Raw genomic sequence first — 17,029 nt, forward strand, 5'->3', positions numbered from 1 at the left:
TGCGGTGAGCGGGAATCCTGCGGACGGGGAGCGGGGCGGGGCGGCGGACGCGGTCCTGGAGGTCGCCTGCGACGAGTCGGGGTCGGACGGTGAGAACCTCACCGGCGGGAACACGGACGTGTTCGCGCACGCCGGCGTCTCGCTGTCCGAGGCGGCGGCCGCGGCGACGGTGCGGGAGATCCGGGACCGGATCCGGTCACCGGCGGAGGAGTACAAGGCGAACCATCTGCTGCGGGAGAAGCACCGCGCGGTGCTGGAGTGGCTGCTCGCGCCGCGGGGGCCGATCCACGGGCGGGCGCGCGTGCACCTCATGGAGAAGACGTTCTTCGTGGTGGACCGGACGCTCGGCCTGCTGCTCGACGACGCGGTCGAGGCGGCCGTTCTGTTCCGCGCGGGGCGCCCGGCCTTCGGGGACGCCGGCTGGCGGGCGTTCCTGGAGGCGGCCAACCGGCTGCTGCGGGTCCGTCAGAACGGGGACCCGGTGGGCGGCTTCTACGGCACCGTCGACACCCTGCTCCGGGCACGGCCGCGGACGGACGCGGCGAGCATCCTGGAGCGGCTTGCCGCGACCCGGCCCCGCGCGGTGTCGTACCGGGAGGGGCTCCTGGCCGGGCCGCCGCTGATCCCGCTGCTCAACCCGCTCCTCCCGGCTGTCGTGCGCACGGCCGCGCTCTGGAGCCGTGACGGCCGGCCGGTCCACCTCGTGCACGACCGGCCGAACATGCTGACGCCCGACCGCATCGCGTGGATCGAGGAGACGGCCCGGCGGGCCGGGATCGGTCTGGTGGGGCTGCGGCTCGTCGTGGCACGTGACGACGCACGGGTGCAGGTGGCGGACTTCCTCGCCGGGATCGCCCGCAAGATCGCCTCCGATGAGCTGAACGGCCGCGGGGAGCCGGCGCTCACCGGCCTGTTGCGCCCCTATGTCGATCCGGGCTCGGTGTGGGGCGACGCTCGCAGCAGGCCCCTGCTCGCTGACCCGGTCGCCGGGTGACGCCGAAGAGATCACCGGTGCGCTGAACGCGGCAGGGCTGCGCCCCGTATGGATGAGGGGCACTCAACTCAAGGAGGGCCCTGCGGTGTTCGCACCGTGATGTTCGGGTTCGGGAGCCATGCATGAGGCACGCACGACGACGGGTCGTCCGGCGAGTGACACGGCTGGCGGCCGTCGGCGGACTCCTTCTCGGAGGAGCCATGGTCACCAACGCCGTGGCGAGTGAGCCATCGGCCCCGGTCATCGGCGTCCCGTTCACCGCACCGCCGGCGACCGGCGAGGGCACCGACCTCGTGTCCCGGCTCGGCAACACACGTACGGCGGGCAGCTGGATCGACAAGTCCGGGCGGCCGGTCGTCGCGGTGACCGACGAGAAGGCGGCCGCCGAGGTGAAGCGCGCCGGGGCGCAGGCCAAGATGGTCAGCCACAGCATGAGCGACCTCAAGTCCGCTGCGGCGACGTTGCGTTCGGCCCCCAGGGTCTCCGGCACCTCGTGGGCCCTGGACTACAAGAACAATCAGGTGGTGGTACGGGGCGACAGCACCGTCTCCGCCTCGGCCTGGTCCAGGATGACCCAGGTCGCCGAGGGCATCGGTTCCTTCGTGCGCATGGAGCGCACCGAGGGCACGTTCACGACACGAATCAACGGCGCGCAGCCCATCCTGTCGACCGCCGGGCGCTGTTCGGCGGGGTTCAACGTGACCGACGGGGAGAGCGACTTCATCCTCACGGCGGGGCACTGCGGTCCCGACGGCTCCGTCTGGTTCGCCGACGACCGGGGCCGGCAACAGGTCGGCACCTCGCTCAAGGGGAGCTTTCCCGGCGACGACTACTCGCTGGTGAAGTACGACGCCGGCCGAGCGGGCAAGGGCGCGGACGTGGTGGCGGTCGGTGACGGCAAGGGCGTGCGGATCACGGGCGTCGCCGACGCGGAGGTCGGGCAGAAGATCTTCCGCAGCGGCAGCACCAGCGGACTGCGCGAAGGAGAGGTGACCGCGCTCAACGCGACGGTCAACTACCCCGAGGGCACGGTCAGCGGCCTCATCGAGACGAACGTGTGCGCCGAACCCGGTGACAGCGGAGGCCCGATGTTCGCCGACGGCATCGCGCTCGGCCTGACGTCGGGCGGCAGCGGGGACTGCAAGGCGGGCGGTACGACGTTCTTCCAGCCGGTGACGCAGGCACTGACCGAGCTGGGCGTCAAGCTGATCGTGGCCAAGTCGGCCGGCGGCACGGGCCCCGCTCCCGCCCCGTCGCCGTCGCAGGGCGCGGCCTCGCCGGGTACGTCGGCTCCGATCACGGGCACGGATGTGTCGACACTGCTGAGCCGCCTCACCGACCCGCGCAATGTCGGCCCCGGCATGCTCGTCATCGCGGGCAGCCTCGTCGCGCTGGTGGCGACCCGCTGGATCCGCGCCGAGCAGGACCGTAAGGCCTATCGCCAGTACTACTCGGCGACTTGGGGATGATGACGTGCCGGCCGGCCGTCGCCGGGTGTCCCGTCAGCCCGGCGTGAGCAGTGATGTGCGCGCCGGAGCAGCGGACCGCCGGCGGCGGCGGGGGCACCACCCTGCTCGTGCGAAGCCGAGAGCTCGGGGTGCGGCGATGCCGTGGACGACGGCCGAGGACAGCGCGAGAAGGGCACCCATTGGATCAGGGGTGCCCTTCGACGAGGGTCCGATGCGTCAGCGGGCCCGGGACGAGGGTCAGGTCGCGGGCGCCGACTGCGGGGCCGCGACGGCCCACTCCAGGACGAGCCGCTGGTACTCCTCGCGCTGCTCGACGCTCAGTGTCCCGCCCGACCGGCGCCACAGCGCACGGATCTCCTCGTTGACCTCGTCAGCCGATCGCTCGGATGAGGTTTCAACAGTGGTGGACATGCTGTGAAGCATACGTCGCCGGACGTGAAGGCGATGTGAGTAATCACGAGCTAAACGGTCATTTCGGACAGTGTTGCTGATCACGTCCATCTCCCGGTAAACGTGAGGCTGTTCACATCAGCCGCCTGTGAGTACCTTTCGCCTCCGGGAAGTTCGCCGCGGTTCACGCTTCGGCCGATCCCAGCACCAGCACCTTGATGGCCAGCACGGCCGCACCGCGGGCCCAGTCGTGGAAGTCGGACACCTTCGTCTCCAGGCCGACCGGCGCGGCGAGCGGGTGCCGGAGCTCACGCACCGTCTCCTCGACCGTCTTGCCGGCCACGTCCATCAGCCCGACGCCCTCCCCCGCGAGCAGGATCTTCTGCGGCATCACGAAGTTGGAGATCTGCGCGACGAGCGTGCCCAGGGCCCGCGCCGCCTCACAGACGACCCGGGCGGGCATCGGGTCCCCGGCGGCGGCTCGGGCGAGGATCTCTTCGTAGGTGCGGTCCTCGCCGGTGGCGGCCCGGATCTGGTAGCGGATGCTGGGAATGGTCAGCAGCGAGACGGCACTGCCACGCCTGCCGTCCGGGGTGAGCGGCCCGTGGGAGTCCACGATCCAGTGCCTGCCGAAGCCGCGGTCCTCCTCCGCGAAGGGCACTCGCCTGCCGCCCAGGACGAGCCCGTAGCCGAGGCCGGCGCCGATGGTGAGGACGACGAAACGGTCCAGTCCCCTCCCGGCACCGAACCAGGTCTCCGCCTCGACCAGGGCCGCGACGTCGTTCTCGACGACCACCGGCAGGCCGGTGCGCTCCTCGACCAGCTCGGCCAGGGGGACGTCCCGCCACAGCAGGAACGGGGATTCGCCGACCACGGCACGGTCCTGGACGAAGCCGCCGACCCCGATGCCGACCCCGGCGAGGCGAGGGTGGCTCTTGGCCAGTTCGGCGGTCATCTCGGCCAGCACGTCGGCGACTTCGGCGGGGTCATGGGTGGTGAGCGCGCGGTCGTGGCGGGCGACGATATGGCTCCGAAGGGTGGTGACGACGCCGTAGACCGCGTCCTCGGTGATCTTGAAGCCGAGGAAGAAGCCGGAGTCGGCGACGACGTCCAGCGGCTGCGAGGGGCGGCCCTGGCGCGCCTCCGCGGGCGTCCCCGCCTCGGGCACCTCGACCAGCAGACCCGACTCGATCAGCGGCTTGGTCAGGCGGGTGAGGCTGCCGGCCGACAGCCCCAGCCTGCGGGCGAGTTCCGTGCGCGACAGCGGACCGTGGACCAGCACTTCGATCGCCACGGAGCGCTCGCCCGGGCTCAGCGGCAGCCAGCCGGAGGTTCCTTCGGTCATGGAAGGTCCGCTCCTCTCACCCGTTTTTTTCGCACTGAAACCAACATGACCACTCTATGCAGGGTTCGGGCCTGGGAAAAGATGTTTGCAGGCCCCTTGACGCAGCAATTGTTTCGCACCAAAAGTAAGTCCCGCCAGAGGACGAGCCGCCGCAGCGAGGGAGTCTCCCGATGACCATCGCCTCCAGTAGTCCTCCTTCGCGTCTGCCCTCGGGCGACGCGGCGGAGGCCCTCAGCAGGACCGGGCCGCGACAGGGGGTGTCCGGCGAGGACCGGGGGGACGGCCGGCTGGCCGCGCTCTTCATCGCGCCGGCGCTGCTCGGCTTCCTGGTCTTCCTGCTCTGGCCGACGCTCCGGGGCATCTATCTGAGCTTCACCCGCTTCAACCTGCTGACGCCCGCGGAGTGGGTGGGTCTGGACAACTACGTCCGCATGGTCAACGACCCCATCTTCTGGGACTCCCTGTGGGTCACCGTCGAGTACGTCGTCATCAACATCGGCGTCCAGACGGTCGCGGCGCTCGCCATCGCCGTCCTGCTCCAGCGGCTCACGCAGTCGGCGATGCTGCGCGGGATCGTGCTGACCCCGTATCTGATGTCGAACGTCGTCGCCGGTCTGGTCTGGCTGTGGATCCTCGACACCCAGCTCGGCATCGGCAACGAGATCATCAGCGGCCTCGGCGTGGACCGCATCCCGTTCCTCGCGGACGAGACCTGGGCCATCCCGACGATCGCGCTCATCAACGTGTGGCGGCACGTCGGGTACACCGCACTGCTGCTCTTCGCGGGTCTCCAGGCGATCCCGAACGACATGTACGAGGCGGCACGGGTGGACGGCGCGAGCGAGTGGCGGATGTTCTGGCGGATCACCATGCCGCTGCTGCGGCCGGTGCTCGCGGTCGTGCTGATCATGACCGTGATCGGGTCGTTCCAGGTGTTCGACACCGTGGCCGTGACCACCGCGGGCGGTCCGGCGAACGCCACCAACGTCCTGCAGTACTACATCTACGGCTCGGCCTTCGGCCGCTTCCAGTTCGGCTACGCCTCGGCCATGTCCGTCGCCCTGCTGGTCGTGCTGAGCGCGATCACCGTCCTCCAGTACCGGCTCACGCGGGCCGGCCGGACCGACCTCGGCTGACGGAAGGGAGACACCGCCATGGCTGCCGTGACGACAACGACACCGACCACCCAGCGGCCGGTCCGGCGCAGGTTCCCCTTCGGGCGGGCCGCCGCCTGGACCGTGATGGGACTGATCCTCCTCATCACCCTGCTGCCGTTCTACTGGATCCTGCGCACCGCGCTGTCCACCAACGCGGGCCTGAGCGCCGACCCCACCAACCCCCTGCCGGTGGACCTCACCACCAGCGGCTTCGAACGGGCCCTGGGCCTGCAGTCGGCCGAGGAGGCCGTCGCGCAGGGCGGCGCGGGCGGCGGGCTGGACTTCTGGCGCTACCTGCTCAACTCGGTGCTGGTCTCGACCCTGATCACCGGATGCCAGATCTTCTTCTCCGCGATGGCCGCCTACGCCTTCTCGCGGCTGCGCTGGCGGGGCCGGGACAAGGTCTTCGGGCTGTTCCTGGCCGGGATGATGGTGCCGGCCATCTTCACGCTGCTGCCGAACTTCGTGCTCATCAAGCAGCTGCACCTGATCGACACGCTCCTGGGCATCGCGCTGCCCACCATGTTCATGACGCCGTTCGCGGTGTTCTTCCTGCGCCAGTTCTTCATGAACATCCCGAAGGAGGTCGAGGAGGCCGCCCTGCTGGACGGCGCCGGGAAGATCAAGATCTTCTTCCGGGTGGTCCTGCCGATGGCGTCCACGCCGATCATCACGCTGGCCGTGCTGACGTACATCACCTCCTGGAACGACTACTTCTGGCCGCTGATGGTCTCCTACAGCGACAGCTCCCGTGTGCTGACCGTGGCGCTGGCGGTCTTCCGGGCGCAGACCCCGCAGACCGGCGTCGACTGGTCCGGGCTCATGGCGGCGACGCTGATCGCCGCGCTGCCGATGCTGGTGCTGTTCGCCTGCTTCGCCCGCCGCATCGTCAGCTCCATCGGCTTCACCGGGATCAAGTAAGGGGACTGTGATGCGAATTCGACTTCGTCCGCTCGTCGCGGCGACCGGAGCGCTGGCGCTGTCCCTGGCCAGCGGATGCGCGCAGGGAGGCGCCGCCGGATCCTCCGCGAACACGGTCACGTACTGGCTGTGGGACGCCAACCAACTGCCCGCCTACCAGGCCTGCGCGAAGGGCTTCGAAAAGGAGAACCCCGGACTGAAGGTGAAGATCACTCAGTTGGGCTGGAGCGACTACTGGACCAAGCTCACCGCCGGGTTCATCGCGGGCACCCAGCCGGACGTGTTCACCGACCACATCCAGAACTTCGGCCAGTTCGCCGACCTGAAGGTCCTCGAACCGCTCGACGACCTCGGCATCAAGGACTCGGACTACCAGCCGGGACTCGCCGCCAACTGGATCGGCCAGGACGGCCACCGCTACGGCGCCCCGAAGGACTGGGACACGGTCGCGCTGTTCTACAACTCCAAGATGACCCGGGCGGCCGGGCTCACCCCCGAGCAGCTGAACGACCTCTCCTGGAACCCGGAGGACGGCGGCACCTTCGAGAAGGCCATCGCCCACCTCACCGTCGACAGGAACGGCAAGCGGGGCGACGAACCGGGCTTCGACAGGAACAACGTCAAGGTCTACGGCATGGCCACGGGCGGCGGCGGGTTCGGCGACGGCCAGACCCAGTGGAGCAACTTCGCCGCCTCCGCCGGGTGGAGCTACCTCGACAAGCCGCGCTGGGGCACGAAGTACCAGTACGACAGCAAGACCTTCCAGTCGGTCGTCCGGTGGTACTTCGGCCTGGCGAAGAAGGGCTACATGCCGCCGCTGTCCGACTACAACGTCCAGTCCAACCAGGCGAACACCCAGGTTGCGGCGGGCAAGGCGGCCACCGCGTTCGACGGGGCCTGGATGATCTCCACGTACGCCGGCTTCAAGGGCAAGGACATCAAGACCGCCCTGACACCGACCGGCCCGACCGGCAAGCGCGCCACGATGATGAACGGCCTCGCCGACTCCATCACCAAGGCCTCGAAGAACAAGGCGGGCGCCCGCAAGTGGGTGGCCTACCTGGCCTCGGACCGCTGCCAGAGGGTCGTCGGCAGGTCCGGGGTGGTCTTTCCCGCCACCCCGGCCGGGACCGAGGCGGCCGTCGCCGCGTACCGGAAGAAGGGCATCGACGTCTCGGCGTTCACCGAACCCGTGGCCGACAAGAAGGACTTCCGGACCTTCTCCTATCCGATCGCCAGCTACTCGGCGGACATGACGGCGCTGATGGCCCCCGCGATGGAGGACATCTACGGCAACGGAAAGCCCGTGAGCAGCCTCGACCAGACCAATGAACAGATCAACCTGATCCTTTCGCAGTGATCCCCGAACCAGTGAAGGGCACGCCCCCCATGACGTTCTCCCTCGGCATCGTCGGCGCCGGACAGTTCTCGGGCCAGTTCGCCACCCTGTTCCAGGCCCACCCCGGCATCAGCGGCGTCTACGTCACCGACCTGCTGCCCGAGCGGGCCGCCCAACTCGCCTCCGCCCAGGGGCTGGCGGGCACCTTCCCGTCCTACCAGGCCATGCTGGAGTCGGAGGACGTCGACGCCGTCGCGATCTTCACCCAGCGCTGGACGCACGGGCCGCTGGTGCTCCAGGGCCTGAACGCGGGCAAGCACGTGTACTCCGCGGTTCCCATGGCGATCAGCACCGAGGAGATCGCGGCGATCATCGACGCGGTCAAGGCCACGGGGCTGACGTACATGATGGGCGAGACCAGCGAGTACAACCCGGCCACGGTCCACGCCCGCAACCAGATCGCCGAGGGCGCCTTCGGGCGGCTCTTCTACGCCGAGGGCGACTACGTCCACGACATGGACCTGGGGTTCTACGAGGCCTACCAGTACAGCGGCGGCGAGAACTGGAAGGCGACCGCCAGCTATCCCCCGCTGCTGTACCCGACGCACGCGGTCGGCGGGGTGCTGGGCGCCTGGAAGACGCACGCGGTGAGCGTGTCGGCGATCGGTGTCGTCGACGACCGGGGCGACGGCGTCTTCGACAAGGACGTCAGCCAGTTCGGCAACGACGTCTCCAACGCCACCGCGCTGTTCGAGGTGGCGGGCGGCGGCTCGTTCCGTACGAACGAGTTCCGGCGGGTCGGCTATCCCTCGCACATACGGGAGTCGCGTTTCCGCTTCTTCGGCACCGAGGCGAGCATGGAGCAGCTCGCCACGGTCGCCCTGTGGCAGGACAAGCAGGGAGTGAAGGACATCAGCGAACTGCTGGAGCCCAAGCCCACCATGGCGCCCGACGACCCCTCGCTGCAGCACATCGCGCCGGAGCTGCGGGCCGCCTTCACCTCCGGCTCCGCGCCGGTGCACGACCGGGCTCGGCTGCCGAGGGAGTTCGACCACCTCCACAACGGCCATGAGGGCAGCCACCACTTCCTGGTGGACGACTTCGTGACCGCGGTCAACGAGCGCACGCTGCCGTCGGTCAACGCCTGGGTGGCGGCCCGCTACACCCTGCCGGGCATCATCGCGCACGAGTCCGCCCGGCAGGGCGGGGTCAGGCTGGAGATCCCGGACTTCGGGGACGCGCCACAGTAGGGGGCGCCGGGTGCGAGCCGGGTGCCCGGTATCAGGTGCCCGGCTTGCGGCCGTAGACGAAGACGTCGTCGCCCTTCTTCAGCAGCGACCAGTACTTCTTGGCGTCGGTCTTCGTCATGTTGGTGCAGCCGTGCGAGCCCGGCGGGTTCCACATGCTGACGCCGACCGAGTGGAAGGCCTGGCCGCCGTCGAAGAACTGCGCGTAAGGCATCGGCACGTCGTAGATGGACGAGACGTGGTCGATGTTGCGCCAGTAGATCTTCTTCAGGCCGGTGCGGGTCTCGTACCCGTCGCGGCCGGTGCGCACCGGGACGGGGCCGTAGACGAGCTTCTCGCCGTCCTGGATCCAGCTCAGCTGGAGCGTCAGGTTCACACAGGCGATGCGCCCCTTGTTCACCGGGCACTTGCCGTCCTTGTTGGGGGTCTTGCCGACGGCCTTCTGCTTCTGCATCAGGTCCATCACCCCCCAGGTGACCGAGCCGGCGTAGCCGATGTTCGGGGAGATGCCGTGCTTGGTCTGGAAGGCCTTGATGGCCTTGCAGTCGGCGGCGGACTGCTTGCCGTCGACCGGACGGCCGAGGAACTTCTCGACCTTCTTCTGGTACGGGCCGGCCTGCGTGGTGCAGCTCGCGGCCTGGGCCGGTGCGGCGCCGAGTGCGAGTGTGAGCGGGGCCACCAGACCGGTGATCCCCAGTGCGACGGCGCTCCGTCTGCGTACGTCCCCCATGGCTGGTCATGCCCTTTCGCGAAAACGAGTCTGTGATGTCTGCCAGCTAGACGGACGGAGAACGGTTCCGGTTGTGCGGTCGGGCGCGCTGGGACGGAACAGTGACATACCCCACCGGCACGGAGGGGGCGTATCCGTGCAAGGTGGGGTATTGCTGACAGCCGGCTTCCGGGTCGCCCAGGTCATCGATAGCCGGTCGTGTCCGCCGGCTTCCCCGCGTCCTGGACCTCCACCAGGTAACGCCAGGCGTCCGGACGGCTGCCGTCGAGGTCGGTGAATCCGTACTCCTGGGCGAGTCCGCCACTGGAGAGCGACTGCCCGTTCCAGCGCGCCACGTCCGCGTCGGCGGCGAGTGCGGCCACGGCCCGGCCCACGTAGTGCGGGGTCTCGGAGATGGCGAAGTGGGGGACGCGCTCCAGGGCGTCGCGCCAGTTCTCCTCGCGCACTCCGAAGGCGTCCAGCATGATCTCCGAGCGCAGCCAGCCCGGAGTGAGGGCGACGGCGGTGGCGCCGCGCGGGCCCAGTTCGTGGCCGAGGGCGAAGGCCATGCGCAGCACGGAGGCCTTGGCAAGGTCGTAGAAGAAGTTCACGCGGTAGTTCCCGGCGTTGTAGTCGGCGGTGCCGTCGGTGACCTCGACGACCAGGCCGCCGGGGGTGCGCAGCAGCAGGGGCAGGGCGTGGTGGCTGGTGACGGCGTGCGTCTCGACGGCGAGCCTCAGCAGGCGCAGGCCGTTGTCGAGGTCGTGCTCCCACAGGGGGGTCTCCCACTCGAAGAGCTTCTCGCCGCCCCAGATGTCGTTGACGAGGACGTCGAGGCGGCCCTGCTCGTCCGCGATCCGGTCCACGAGCGCCTTGACCTGCGCCCGGTCCAGGTGGTCGGTGGGGACGGCCACGCCCCTGCCGCCGGCGGCGGTGACCAGGTCGGCGGTGTCCTCGATCGTCTCGGGCCGGTCGTACTCCGAGCGGCGGGCGCGGGTGCTGCGGCCGGTGACGTAGACGGTGGCGCCGGCCGCGCCGAGTTCCACGGCGATCCCCCGTCCCGCGCCCCGGGTCGCCCCGGCGACCAGTGCGACCTTGTCCTGCAACGGAGCTGACATGTCCGACCTCCCGTGACCGTGGCTGCTTGTCGCCTCCAGGGTCACGGGTAAGCCGGACATCTTCTGTCGCCTTTTACCGGCGACACGCGGTCAGTGGCCCCGGGCGATCCATTCCTGAAGCTGCGGGGCCTCCGCGCCGATGGTCGTGGAGTCGCCGTGGCCGGTGCGGACCGTCGTCTCGGGCGGCAGGCTCAGCAGCCGGTCGCGGATCGAGTCGATGATCGTCGGGAAGTGCGAGAAGGACCGGCCGGTGGCGCCGGGGCCGCCCTGGAAGAGGGTGTCGCCGGTGAAGACGGTGCCCAGTCCCGGGTCGTAGAGGCAGACGGCACCGGGCGCGTGCCCCGGGGTGTGCAGGACCCTCAGGTCGGCGCCGCCGGCCTCGATCGTCTGGCCGTCGACGAGCCAGGCGTCCGGCTCGCGGTCCGGGTGGGTCTGCTTCCACAGCGGCAGGTCGTCGTGGTGCAGCCAGATGGTGGCGCCGGTGCGCTCGGCGAGCGCGGGAGCGGCGTCGATGTGGTCGTTGTGGGCGTGCGTGCACACGATGGCGGTGAGCCGTCGGTCCCCGACGGCCTCGGCGATGGCGTCGGCGTCGTGGGCGGCGTCGATGACGATCGCCTCGTGGTCGTCGCCGACGATCCACACGTTGTTGTCGACGTCCCAGGTGCCGCCGTCGAGGCTGAACTGGCCGGAGGTGACGAGGTGTTCGATGCGGGTCGTCATCACAGCACCACCACCGAGCGCAGCACGTCACCGTGGTGCATCCGCTCGAACGCCTTCTCCACCTCGTCGAGCTGGATCGTCTCCGTGACGAACGCGCCGAGGTCCAGACGCCCCTGCAGATGCAGGTCGATCAGCATGGGGAAGTCGCGGGAGGGCAGGCAGTCGCCGTACCAGCTCGACTTGAGGGACCCGCCGCGGCCGAAGACGTCGAGCAGCGGCAGTTCGAGCTTCATCTCGGGTGTGGGGACGCCGACGAGGACGACCGTGCCCGCGAGGTCACGGGCGTAGAAGGCCTGCTTGTACGTCTCGGGGCGGCCGACGGCCTCGATGACGACGTCGGCGCCGAAGCCGCCGGTGAGCTCGCGGATCGCCTCGACCGGGTCGTTCTCACGCGAGTTGACGGTGTGCGTGGCGCCCATGGAGCGGGCGGTCTCCAGCTTGCGGTCGTCGATGTCGACGGCGATGATCGTCGCCGCTCCGGCCAGGTGCGATCCGGCGATGGCCGCGTCGCCGACACCGCCGCAGCCGATCACGGCGACCGAGTCGCCCCGGCCGACGTTCCCGGTGTTGATCGCGGCGCCGATGCCGGCCATCACACCGCAGCCCAGCAGCCCGGCCACCTGCGGGGCGACGCCCGGGTCGACCTTGGTGCACTGGCCGGCCGCGACCAGCGTCTTCTCGGCGAAGGCGCCGATGCCCAGGGCCGGGGACAGCTCCTGGCCGGTCGCGGCGAGGGTCATCTTCTGCTGCGCGTTGTGCGTGTCGAAGCAGTACCAGGGCCGCCCGCGCCGACAGGCCCGGCACTTTCCGCACACCGCACGCCAGTTGAGGATCACGAAGTCACCGGGCTCGACATCTGTGACACCGGAGCCGACCGCCTCGACCACGCCCGCGGCCTCGTGGCCCAGCAGGAACGGGAACTCGTCGTTGATGCCGCCCTGCTTGTAGTGCAGGTCGGTGTGGCACACCCCGCAGGCCTGCACCCGCACCACGGCTTCGCCCGGCCCCGGGTCGGGCACCACGACCGTCTCGATCCGCACCGGTTCGTCCTTGCCGGGGGCGATCACGCCGCGTACTTCCTGGGCCATGGTGCTGACTCCTTCGTCGGCCGGGGTCCGTTCCCTTCCGACCCTACGCGCGACTGATCGGTAAGGGGCGCGGATCGGCCACCCGGCTCCGCACGGAAAGCCGCGAAAGGCCAGGCCGCACGGGTCGGCGGCGACGTAGCCTGAACGCTCCGCCGACGCCGAGGGAGCGCCGTGAGCATCGCAGAGACCGAGACCGCCACCCCCGCCTGGCGACAGCTCCTCGGATACGTACGGCCGCACCGCTGGTCCCTGTTCGCCGGTGCGCTGCTGTCACTGGTCACCGGGGCGACCGGGCTGCTGCTGCCGCTGGTCGCACGGGGCCTGATCGACGACCTGTCGCACGACCGGGCCATCACCGGCGCCCTGCTCGCGATGTCGGCCTTGGTCGTGGCCAACGCGGCGGTGGGAGCGCTGGGTTCGTACGTGCTGACCCGCACCGCCGAGTCGGTGGTGCTCGGCGCGCGGCGCGCCCTGTCGTCGTATCTGCTGCGGCTGCGCATCACGGCCGTGGACCGCAGCGAACCCGGTGATCTGATGGCCCGCATCACCTCCGACACGACCCTGCTGCGCGCGGTCACCACCGACTCGCTGGTCGGCCTGGGCACGGGCGGGCTCACGCTCGCCGCCACGGTGGTGATGATGGGCCTGGTGGACGCCGTGCTCCTGGGCGTCACCCTGGCCGTGATCCTGGGCGCGGGCGTGGTCCTCGGGGTGATCGTGCCGCGCATCAACAAGGCGAGCCGGCAGGCGCAGGACGCGGTGGGCGTCATGGGCGCCTCGCTGGAGCGGATCCTGGGCGCCCTGCGCACCGTGAAGGCGTCCGGCGCGGAGCACCGCGAGGAGCGGACGCTGCACGAGGCGGCGCAGGAGTCGTGGCGGCAGAGCGTGCGGGCCGCCAAGTGGTCCGCCGCCGCCGGCAACACGGCGGGGCTCTCCATGCAGATCGCCTTCATCACGGTGCTCGCGGTGGGCGGCGCACGGGTCGCGACCGGCGCGGTCGACGTGGGCACGCTGGTGGCGTTCCTGCTGTACGTCTTCTACCTGATGTCGCCGATACAGCAGGTCGTCGGCGCCATCACCCAGTACCAGACGGGCGCCGCGGCCCTGACCCGTATCGAGGAGGCCCTGCGCCTTCCCGCCGAGCCGGCCGCCGAGGCGGCGCCGCTCCCCTCCCCCGGCGCGCCGCCCGCCGCCCTCGCCTTCGACGACGTCCGCTTCCGCTACGCCGACGACCTGCCCTACGTCCACCACGGAGTGACGTTCACGGTGCCCGCGCAGGGCATGACGGCGTTCGTCGGCCCGTCCGGCGCCGGCAAGACCACCGTCTTCTCCCTGATCGAGAGGTTCTACGACCCCGAGTCCGGCGTGATCACAGTGGACGGGCGGGACCTGAACGACTGGGAGCTGACCCATCTGCGTGCCGCGATCGGCTACGTGGAGCAGGACGCGCCGGTCCTGTCGGGCTCCCTGCGGGACAACCTGCTGCTGGGCAATCCGGAGGCGGACGAGGACGCCCTCGCGCGGGTGCTCAAGACGACCCGTCTCGACGGTCTGGTGGCCCGGCTGCCCGGTGGCCTCGACACGCTGGTCGGGCACCGCGGCACCAAACTGTCCGGCGGTGAGCGCCAGCGCGTCGCCATCGCCCGCGCGCTGCTGCGCCGCCCCCGGCTGCTGCTGCTCGACGAGGCGACCTCGCAGTTGGACGCGGTGAACGAGGCGGCGCTGCGCGACACCGTCGCGGACGTGGCCCGGACGACCACGGTCCTCGTCGTGGCGCACCGGCTGTCCACGGTGACGATGGCCGACCGGATCGTGGTGATGGACGCGGGCCGGGTCCGGGCGGTCGGCACCCATCGTGAGCTCGTGACGGCCGATCCGCTCTACGCGGAGCTGGCGGCGACGCAGTTCCTCGCCACGGCGGACTGAGCCCGGGCGTGGGATCGGCGCGGCGGGGCCGGTGACCCCGGCGGCGAGACCGACGGCGCCGAGAGTACGTCGGGTTGAGATCGCGCCTGTGGCAACGCGAGCGGGCCCCCGGCGGACCCGGGCGGGCGGTTCCGCTCGGCCGTCGGGCCCCGTGTCCGTACTGCGCTTGCCGAGCCCGCCGGGCGGGAGGACGCTCGACGGGAGAGGCCTTTCGCGGCCCGCTCCCGAAGGGCCGCGGCCCTTCGAAGGAGGTCATCATGGGAACCGCGGCAGACCCCGCCTTCGACCGAGAGACCCTGCGCCAGGGCCTGGAAGGTCACACCCCGGACATCCTGCTCTCCCTCTACGCCGACGACGCCGAGCTGCGCATCGTGGACCATACGACCCAGCCCAGCCACCCCAAGGTCCTGCACGGCCGGAACGAGATCGGGCGGATGCTGGAGGACGTCTACAGCCGCGACATGTCGCACAAGCTGGAGCGCTGCGTCATCCAGGGCGACGAGGCCGCGTACAGCGAGAGCTGCGAGTACGCGGACGGAGTGCGCGTCCTGTCCGAGTCCATGCTGTCGCTGCGCGGCGGCAAGATCACCGAGCAGACACTGGTCCAGGCCTGGGACGAGTGACGGGAGCCTCGCCGAGCGGGCGGGCACGGCGCCCTGCTGCTGTCCGGGGCGGCCGTTCCGACACCTCGGGGGCGCCGGTGTGATCAGCGCATCCATGCGCTGTAGGACATGACGTCGCCCTCCTGGACACCGAACGCGGGCTCCGGGGCCGTGAGGGTGCTCTCCAGCCCGAGGACGGCACCGGTGGCCGGGTCCATGATCAGCATGCGGCGGACGCCACGGGAGTCGTTCACATAGGCCTGGCCACGCCGGCCCAGCCGGTCGGTCACCTGACCGGCCGGCCGCAGCCCTTCGGCGTCGGCCAGGAGCCGGACGAGCGCCGCGCTCTCACGTGCGCCGAGGGTCCAGTGGTCCAGCAGCGTCGCCGTGGCGTCCAGCAGTTCGGGCGTCGTCAGCGGGGTTTCGGTGAACTGAGACTCCGTCAGGTAGGCGCGCAGCCGGGCCGGATCGTGAGGCGGGGGCGACTGGGGCGGGGCGTCGCTCCAGCTCGGTGGGTACGTCCGGTCGAGCAGGACGTGGCGGTCGTGGACGAGCCGCGGTGCACCGCCCTCGTCGGACAGGGCCGGCCTGCCCGGGTGTCTCGGGTCGGTCGCGACGACGAGTTCGGTGTGGCTGCCGTCGGGCCGCCAGCGCACGATGCGCTCCTGCGGCAAGGTGATCGGAGGCTTGTCGTCCGACATCCCCAGGCTCCAGGACTGCACGTGCGTGCCCTTGCGGAGGCGGGGCGAGCCGTCGGCCGCCGCCTCGGCCGCCGCGCGCACGGCCAGCCGGTCCAGGGGTACGGGCGTGGAGCCCGACTCGATCACCAGGGCTCGGGGCGCCGCGACCGCGGGTGTGGTGCTCGGGCCGCTCAGCACGAAGGTGAGGGTAAGAGTCGCGACGACGGCGCCGGCGACCAGCCCCCAGGCCAGCCGAGGCCCCCACGCCGACCCGGACCGCGCGCGGGAGCGGCCGGGCCCCGGCAGCAGCCGGTCCCGCAGACGTCCGGGGGCCCGATCCGGCCGGTCCCGCAGCAGTTGTTCCAGCCGGTGCTCGGCGTTGTGGTCCAGGGGGCCGTCGCCGAAGTGGGGGCCGTCGGGCGGCACCGGGTCGGCGCTGCGCAGCAGTTCGAGTTCGTCAGCCATGGCCGTGTTCCTTCGGGGCGGTCATGCAGGGGTGCTCGGCGTTCGAGGACTCGGGACGCAGACGGTCGATCTCGGCTCTGAGGCGGCGCCGGGCCCGGTGCAGCCGCATGGCGGCGGCCCGGCTGCCGCAGCCGAGGGCGACGGCGACCTCGTCGACGCCTAGTTCCTCCCAGGCCGTCAGCCGCAGCACCTCCTGGTCGGCCGCGGAAAGCCGGGCGAGCGCCTCGTGCACCCAGCCGCCGGGGGTGTCGGCCTCCGGGCCCGCCGTGATGTGCCGTCCGTGCGCGGTGTCGTCGTTGCCGAGCCGGTCGACGAGCCGGCGGCGGCGTCCGTGTCCGCGTACCGCGTTGGCCAGACAGTTGCGTGCCACGCCGTACAGCCAGGGCAGCGCGGCGGCCGGGAGGTCGGCCCGGCGCCGCCAGGCGACCGTGAACACCTCCGCCACCACTTCCTCCACCTCGCCGGTCCGCCCGTCCAGTCGCCGCGCGACATAGCGGCTGACCGCCCAGTAGTGCTCGCGGTAGGCAGCGGCGAAGATCTCGTCGTTGCTCATGTCCCGTTCGTGTCCGGCACCTTCTCGATCGTCACACCCGGTTTCGTGATTCTCGTCGCGTCGGTGAAGTGTGACGCCGGGGCGGGGCGCGGACACAGGCGGGGCATGAGGCACCTCAAGTGGCTGACGACCACGGATCACAAGACGATCGGCACGATGTACCTGGTCACGTCGTTCGCGTTCTTCGTCATCGGTGGCGTGATGGCGCTGTTCATGCGCGCCGAGCTGGCCCGTCCGGGCCTGCAGATCATGTCGAACGAGCAGTTCAACCAGGCGTTCACGATGCACGGCACGATCATGCTGCTG

Annotated in this window: 17 protein-coding genes; 9 read left to right on the top strand and 8 right to left on the bottom strand. The window is 70.6% G+C overall.

Annotated features, from left to right (window positions below; all coding sequences use genetic code 11):
• The first annotated feature begins 4 nt into the window (after positions 1–4).
• Positions 5–994, top strand: coding sequence for a hypothetical protein (locus ACZ7EG_RS26860; protein ID WP_471083898.1), 990 nt, complete (start codon positions 5–7; stop codon positions 992–994).
• Positions 995–1,116: 122 nt separating this feature from the next.
• A complete protein-coding gene (locus ACZ7EG_RS26865) occupies positions 1,117–2,463 on the top strand; it encodes a S1 family peptidase (RefSeq protein WP_471083901.1) in 1,347 nt (448 codons plus the stop codon).
• A 237-nt stretch (positions 2,464–2,700) separates the two neighbouring features.
• Here ACZ7EG_RS26865 and ACZ7EG_RS26870 read toward each other — a convergent pair whose 3' ends face one another.
• Both ACZ7EG_RS26870 and ACZ7EG_RS26875 read right to left on the bottom strand, forming a co-directional pair.
• Positions 2,701–2,886 (bottom strand): hypothetical protein, encoded by a 186-nt coding sequence (locus ACZ7EG_RS26870; protein ID WP_471083904.1) that lies wholly within the window; start codon positions 2,884–2,886, stop codon positions 2,701–2,703.
• Positions 2,887–3,037: 151 nt separating this feature from the next.
• Positions 3,038–4,198, bottom strand: coding sequence for an ROK family transcriptional regulator (locus ACZ7EG_RS26875; protein WP_471083907.1), 1,161 nt, complete (start codon positions 4,196–4,198; stop codon positions 3,038–3,040).
• A gap of 170 nt (positions 4,199–4,368) precedes the next feature.
• Here ACZ7EG_RS26875 and ACZ7EG_RS26880 point away from each other — a divergent pair, with 170 nt between their 5' ends.
• Genes ACZ7EG_RS26880 through ACZ7EG_RS26895 form a run of 4 tightly spaced genes read left to right on the top strand, consistent with a single transcriptional unit; the run spans position 4,369 to position 8,865 of the window.
• Complete coding sequence (locus ACZ7EG_RS26880) at positions 4,369–5,334, top strand: carbohydrate ABC transporter permease (protein ID WP_471083910.1); 966 nt, start codon at positions 4,369–4,371, stop codon at positions 5,332–5,334.
• Between the two features lie 18 nt (positions 5,335–5,352).
• Entirely contained in the window at positions 5,353–6,276 is a 924-nt protein-coding gene (locus ACZ7EG_RS26885) for a carbohydrate ABC transporter permease (protein WP_471083913.1), read from the top strand.
• A 10-nt stretch (positions 6,277–6,286) separates the two neighbouring features.
• Positions 6,287–7,636, top strand: coding sequence for an ABC transporter substrate-binding protein (locus ACZ7EG_RS26890; protein ID WP_471083916.1), 1,350 nt, complete (start codon positions 6,287–6,289; stop codon positions 7,634–7,636).
• Positions 7,637–7,665: 29 nt separating this feature from the next.
• Positions 7,666–8,865, top strand: coding sequence for a Gfo/Idh/MocA family protein (locus tag ACZ7EG_RS26895; protein WP_471083981.1), 1,200 nt, complete (start codon positions 7,666–7,668; stop codon positions 8,863–8,865).
• Between the two features lie 31 nt (positions 8,866–8,896).
• Here the strand turns inward: ACZ7EG_RS26895 and ACZ7EG_RS26900 are convergent, their stop codons facing one another.
• From ACZ7EG_RS26900 to ACZ7EG_RS26915, 4 genes are all read right to left on the bottom strand, one after another.
• Positions 8,897–9,592 carry a L,D-transpeptidase family protein gene (locus tag ACZ7EG_RS26900; RefSeq protein ID WP_471083919.1) on the bottom strand — a complete coding sequence of 232 codons (696 nt, stop codon included), beginning with the start codon at positions 9,590–9,592 and terminating at the stop codon, positions 8,897–8,899.
• A gap of 182 nt (positions 9,593–9,774) precedes the next feature.
• Complete coding sequence (locus ACZ7EG_RS26905; RefSeq protein WP_471083922.1) at positions 9,775–10,689, bottom strand: SDR family oxidoreductase; 915 nt, start codon at positions 10,687–10,689, stop codon at positions 9,775–9,777.
• 90 nt (positions 10,690–10,779) lie between these two features.
• Positions 10,780–11,409 carry an MBL fold metallo-hydrolase gene (locus ACZ7EG_RS26910; protein WP_388325183.1) on the bottom strand — a complete coding sequence of 210 codons (630 nt, stop codon included), beginning with the start codon at positions 11,407–11,409 and terminating at the stop codon, positions 10,780–10,782.
• Entirely contained in the window at positions 11,409–12,497 is a 1,089-nt protein-coding gene (locus ACZ7EG_RS26915) for an S-(hydroxymethyl)mycothiol dehydrogenase (RefSeq protein WP_471083926.1), read from the bottom strand. Before ACZ7EG_RS26915 ends, ACZ7EG_RS26910 begins: the two co-directional genes overlap by 1 nt.
• A gap of 171 nt (positions 12,498–12,668) precedes the next feature.
• Between ACZ7EG_RS26915 and ACZ7EG_RS26920 the strand changes: the two genes are divergently transcribed.
• Together ACZ7EG_RS26920 and ACZ7EG_RS26925 are read left to right on the top strand one after the other, a co-directional pair.
• Entirely contained in the window at positions 12,669–14,423 is a 1,755-nt protein-coding gene (locus ACZ7EG_RS26920; protein ID WP_471083929.1) for an ABC transporter ATP-binding protein, read from the top strand.
• 257 nt (positions 14,424–14,680) lie between these two features.
• Positions 14,681–15,046 carry a nuclear transport factor 2 family protein gene (locus ACZ7EG_RS26925; RefSeq protein WP_471083932.1) on the top strand — a complete coding sequence of 122 codons (366 nt, stop codon included), beginning with the start codon at positions 14,681–14,683 and terminating at the stop codon, positions 15,044–15,046.
• 83 nt (positions 15,047–15,129) lie between these two features.
• Here the strand turns inward: ACZ7EG_RS26925 and ACZ7EG_RS26930 are convergent, their stop codons facing one another.
• Both ACZ7EG_RS26930 and ACZ7EG_RS26935 read right to left on the bottom strand, forming a co-directional pair.
• On the bottom strand, positions 15,130–16,170 hold the full coding sequence (locus ACZ7EG_RS26930; RefSeq protein ID WP_471083935.1) for a CU044_5270 family protein: 1,041 nt from the start codon (positions 16,168–16,170) through the stop codon (positions 15,130–15,132).
• Entirely contained in the window at positions 16,163–16,723 is a 561-nt protein-coding gene (locus ACZ7EG_RS26935; RefSeq protein WP_471083938.1) for an RNA polymerase sigma factor, read from the bottom strand. Before ACZ7EG_RS26935 ends, ACZ7EG_RS26930 begins: the two co-directional genes overlap by 8 nt.
• Positions 16,724–16,828: 105 nt before the next feature.
• Between ACZ7EG_RS26935 and ACZ7EG_RS26940 the strand changes: the two genes are divergently transcribed.
• A partial coding sequence (locus tag ACZ7EG_RS26940) for a cbb3-type cytochrome c oxidase subunit I (protein ID WP_388325161.1) occupies positions 16,829–17,029 on the top strand: 201 nt, incomplete at its 3' end.

The sequence above is a fragment of the Streptomyces sp. NPDC037100 genome, from assembly GCF_055606225.1.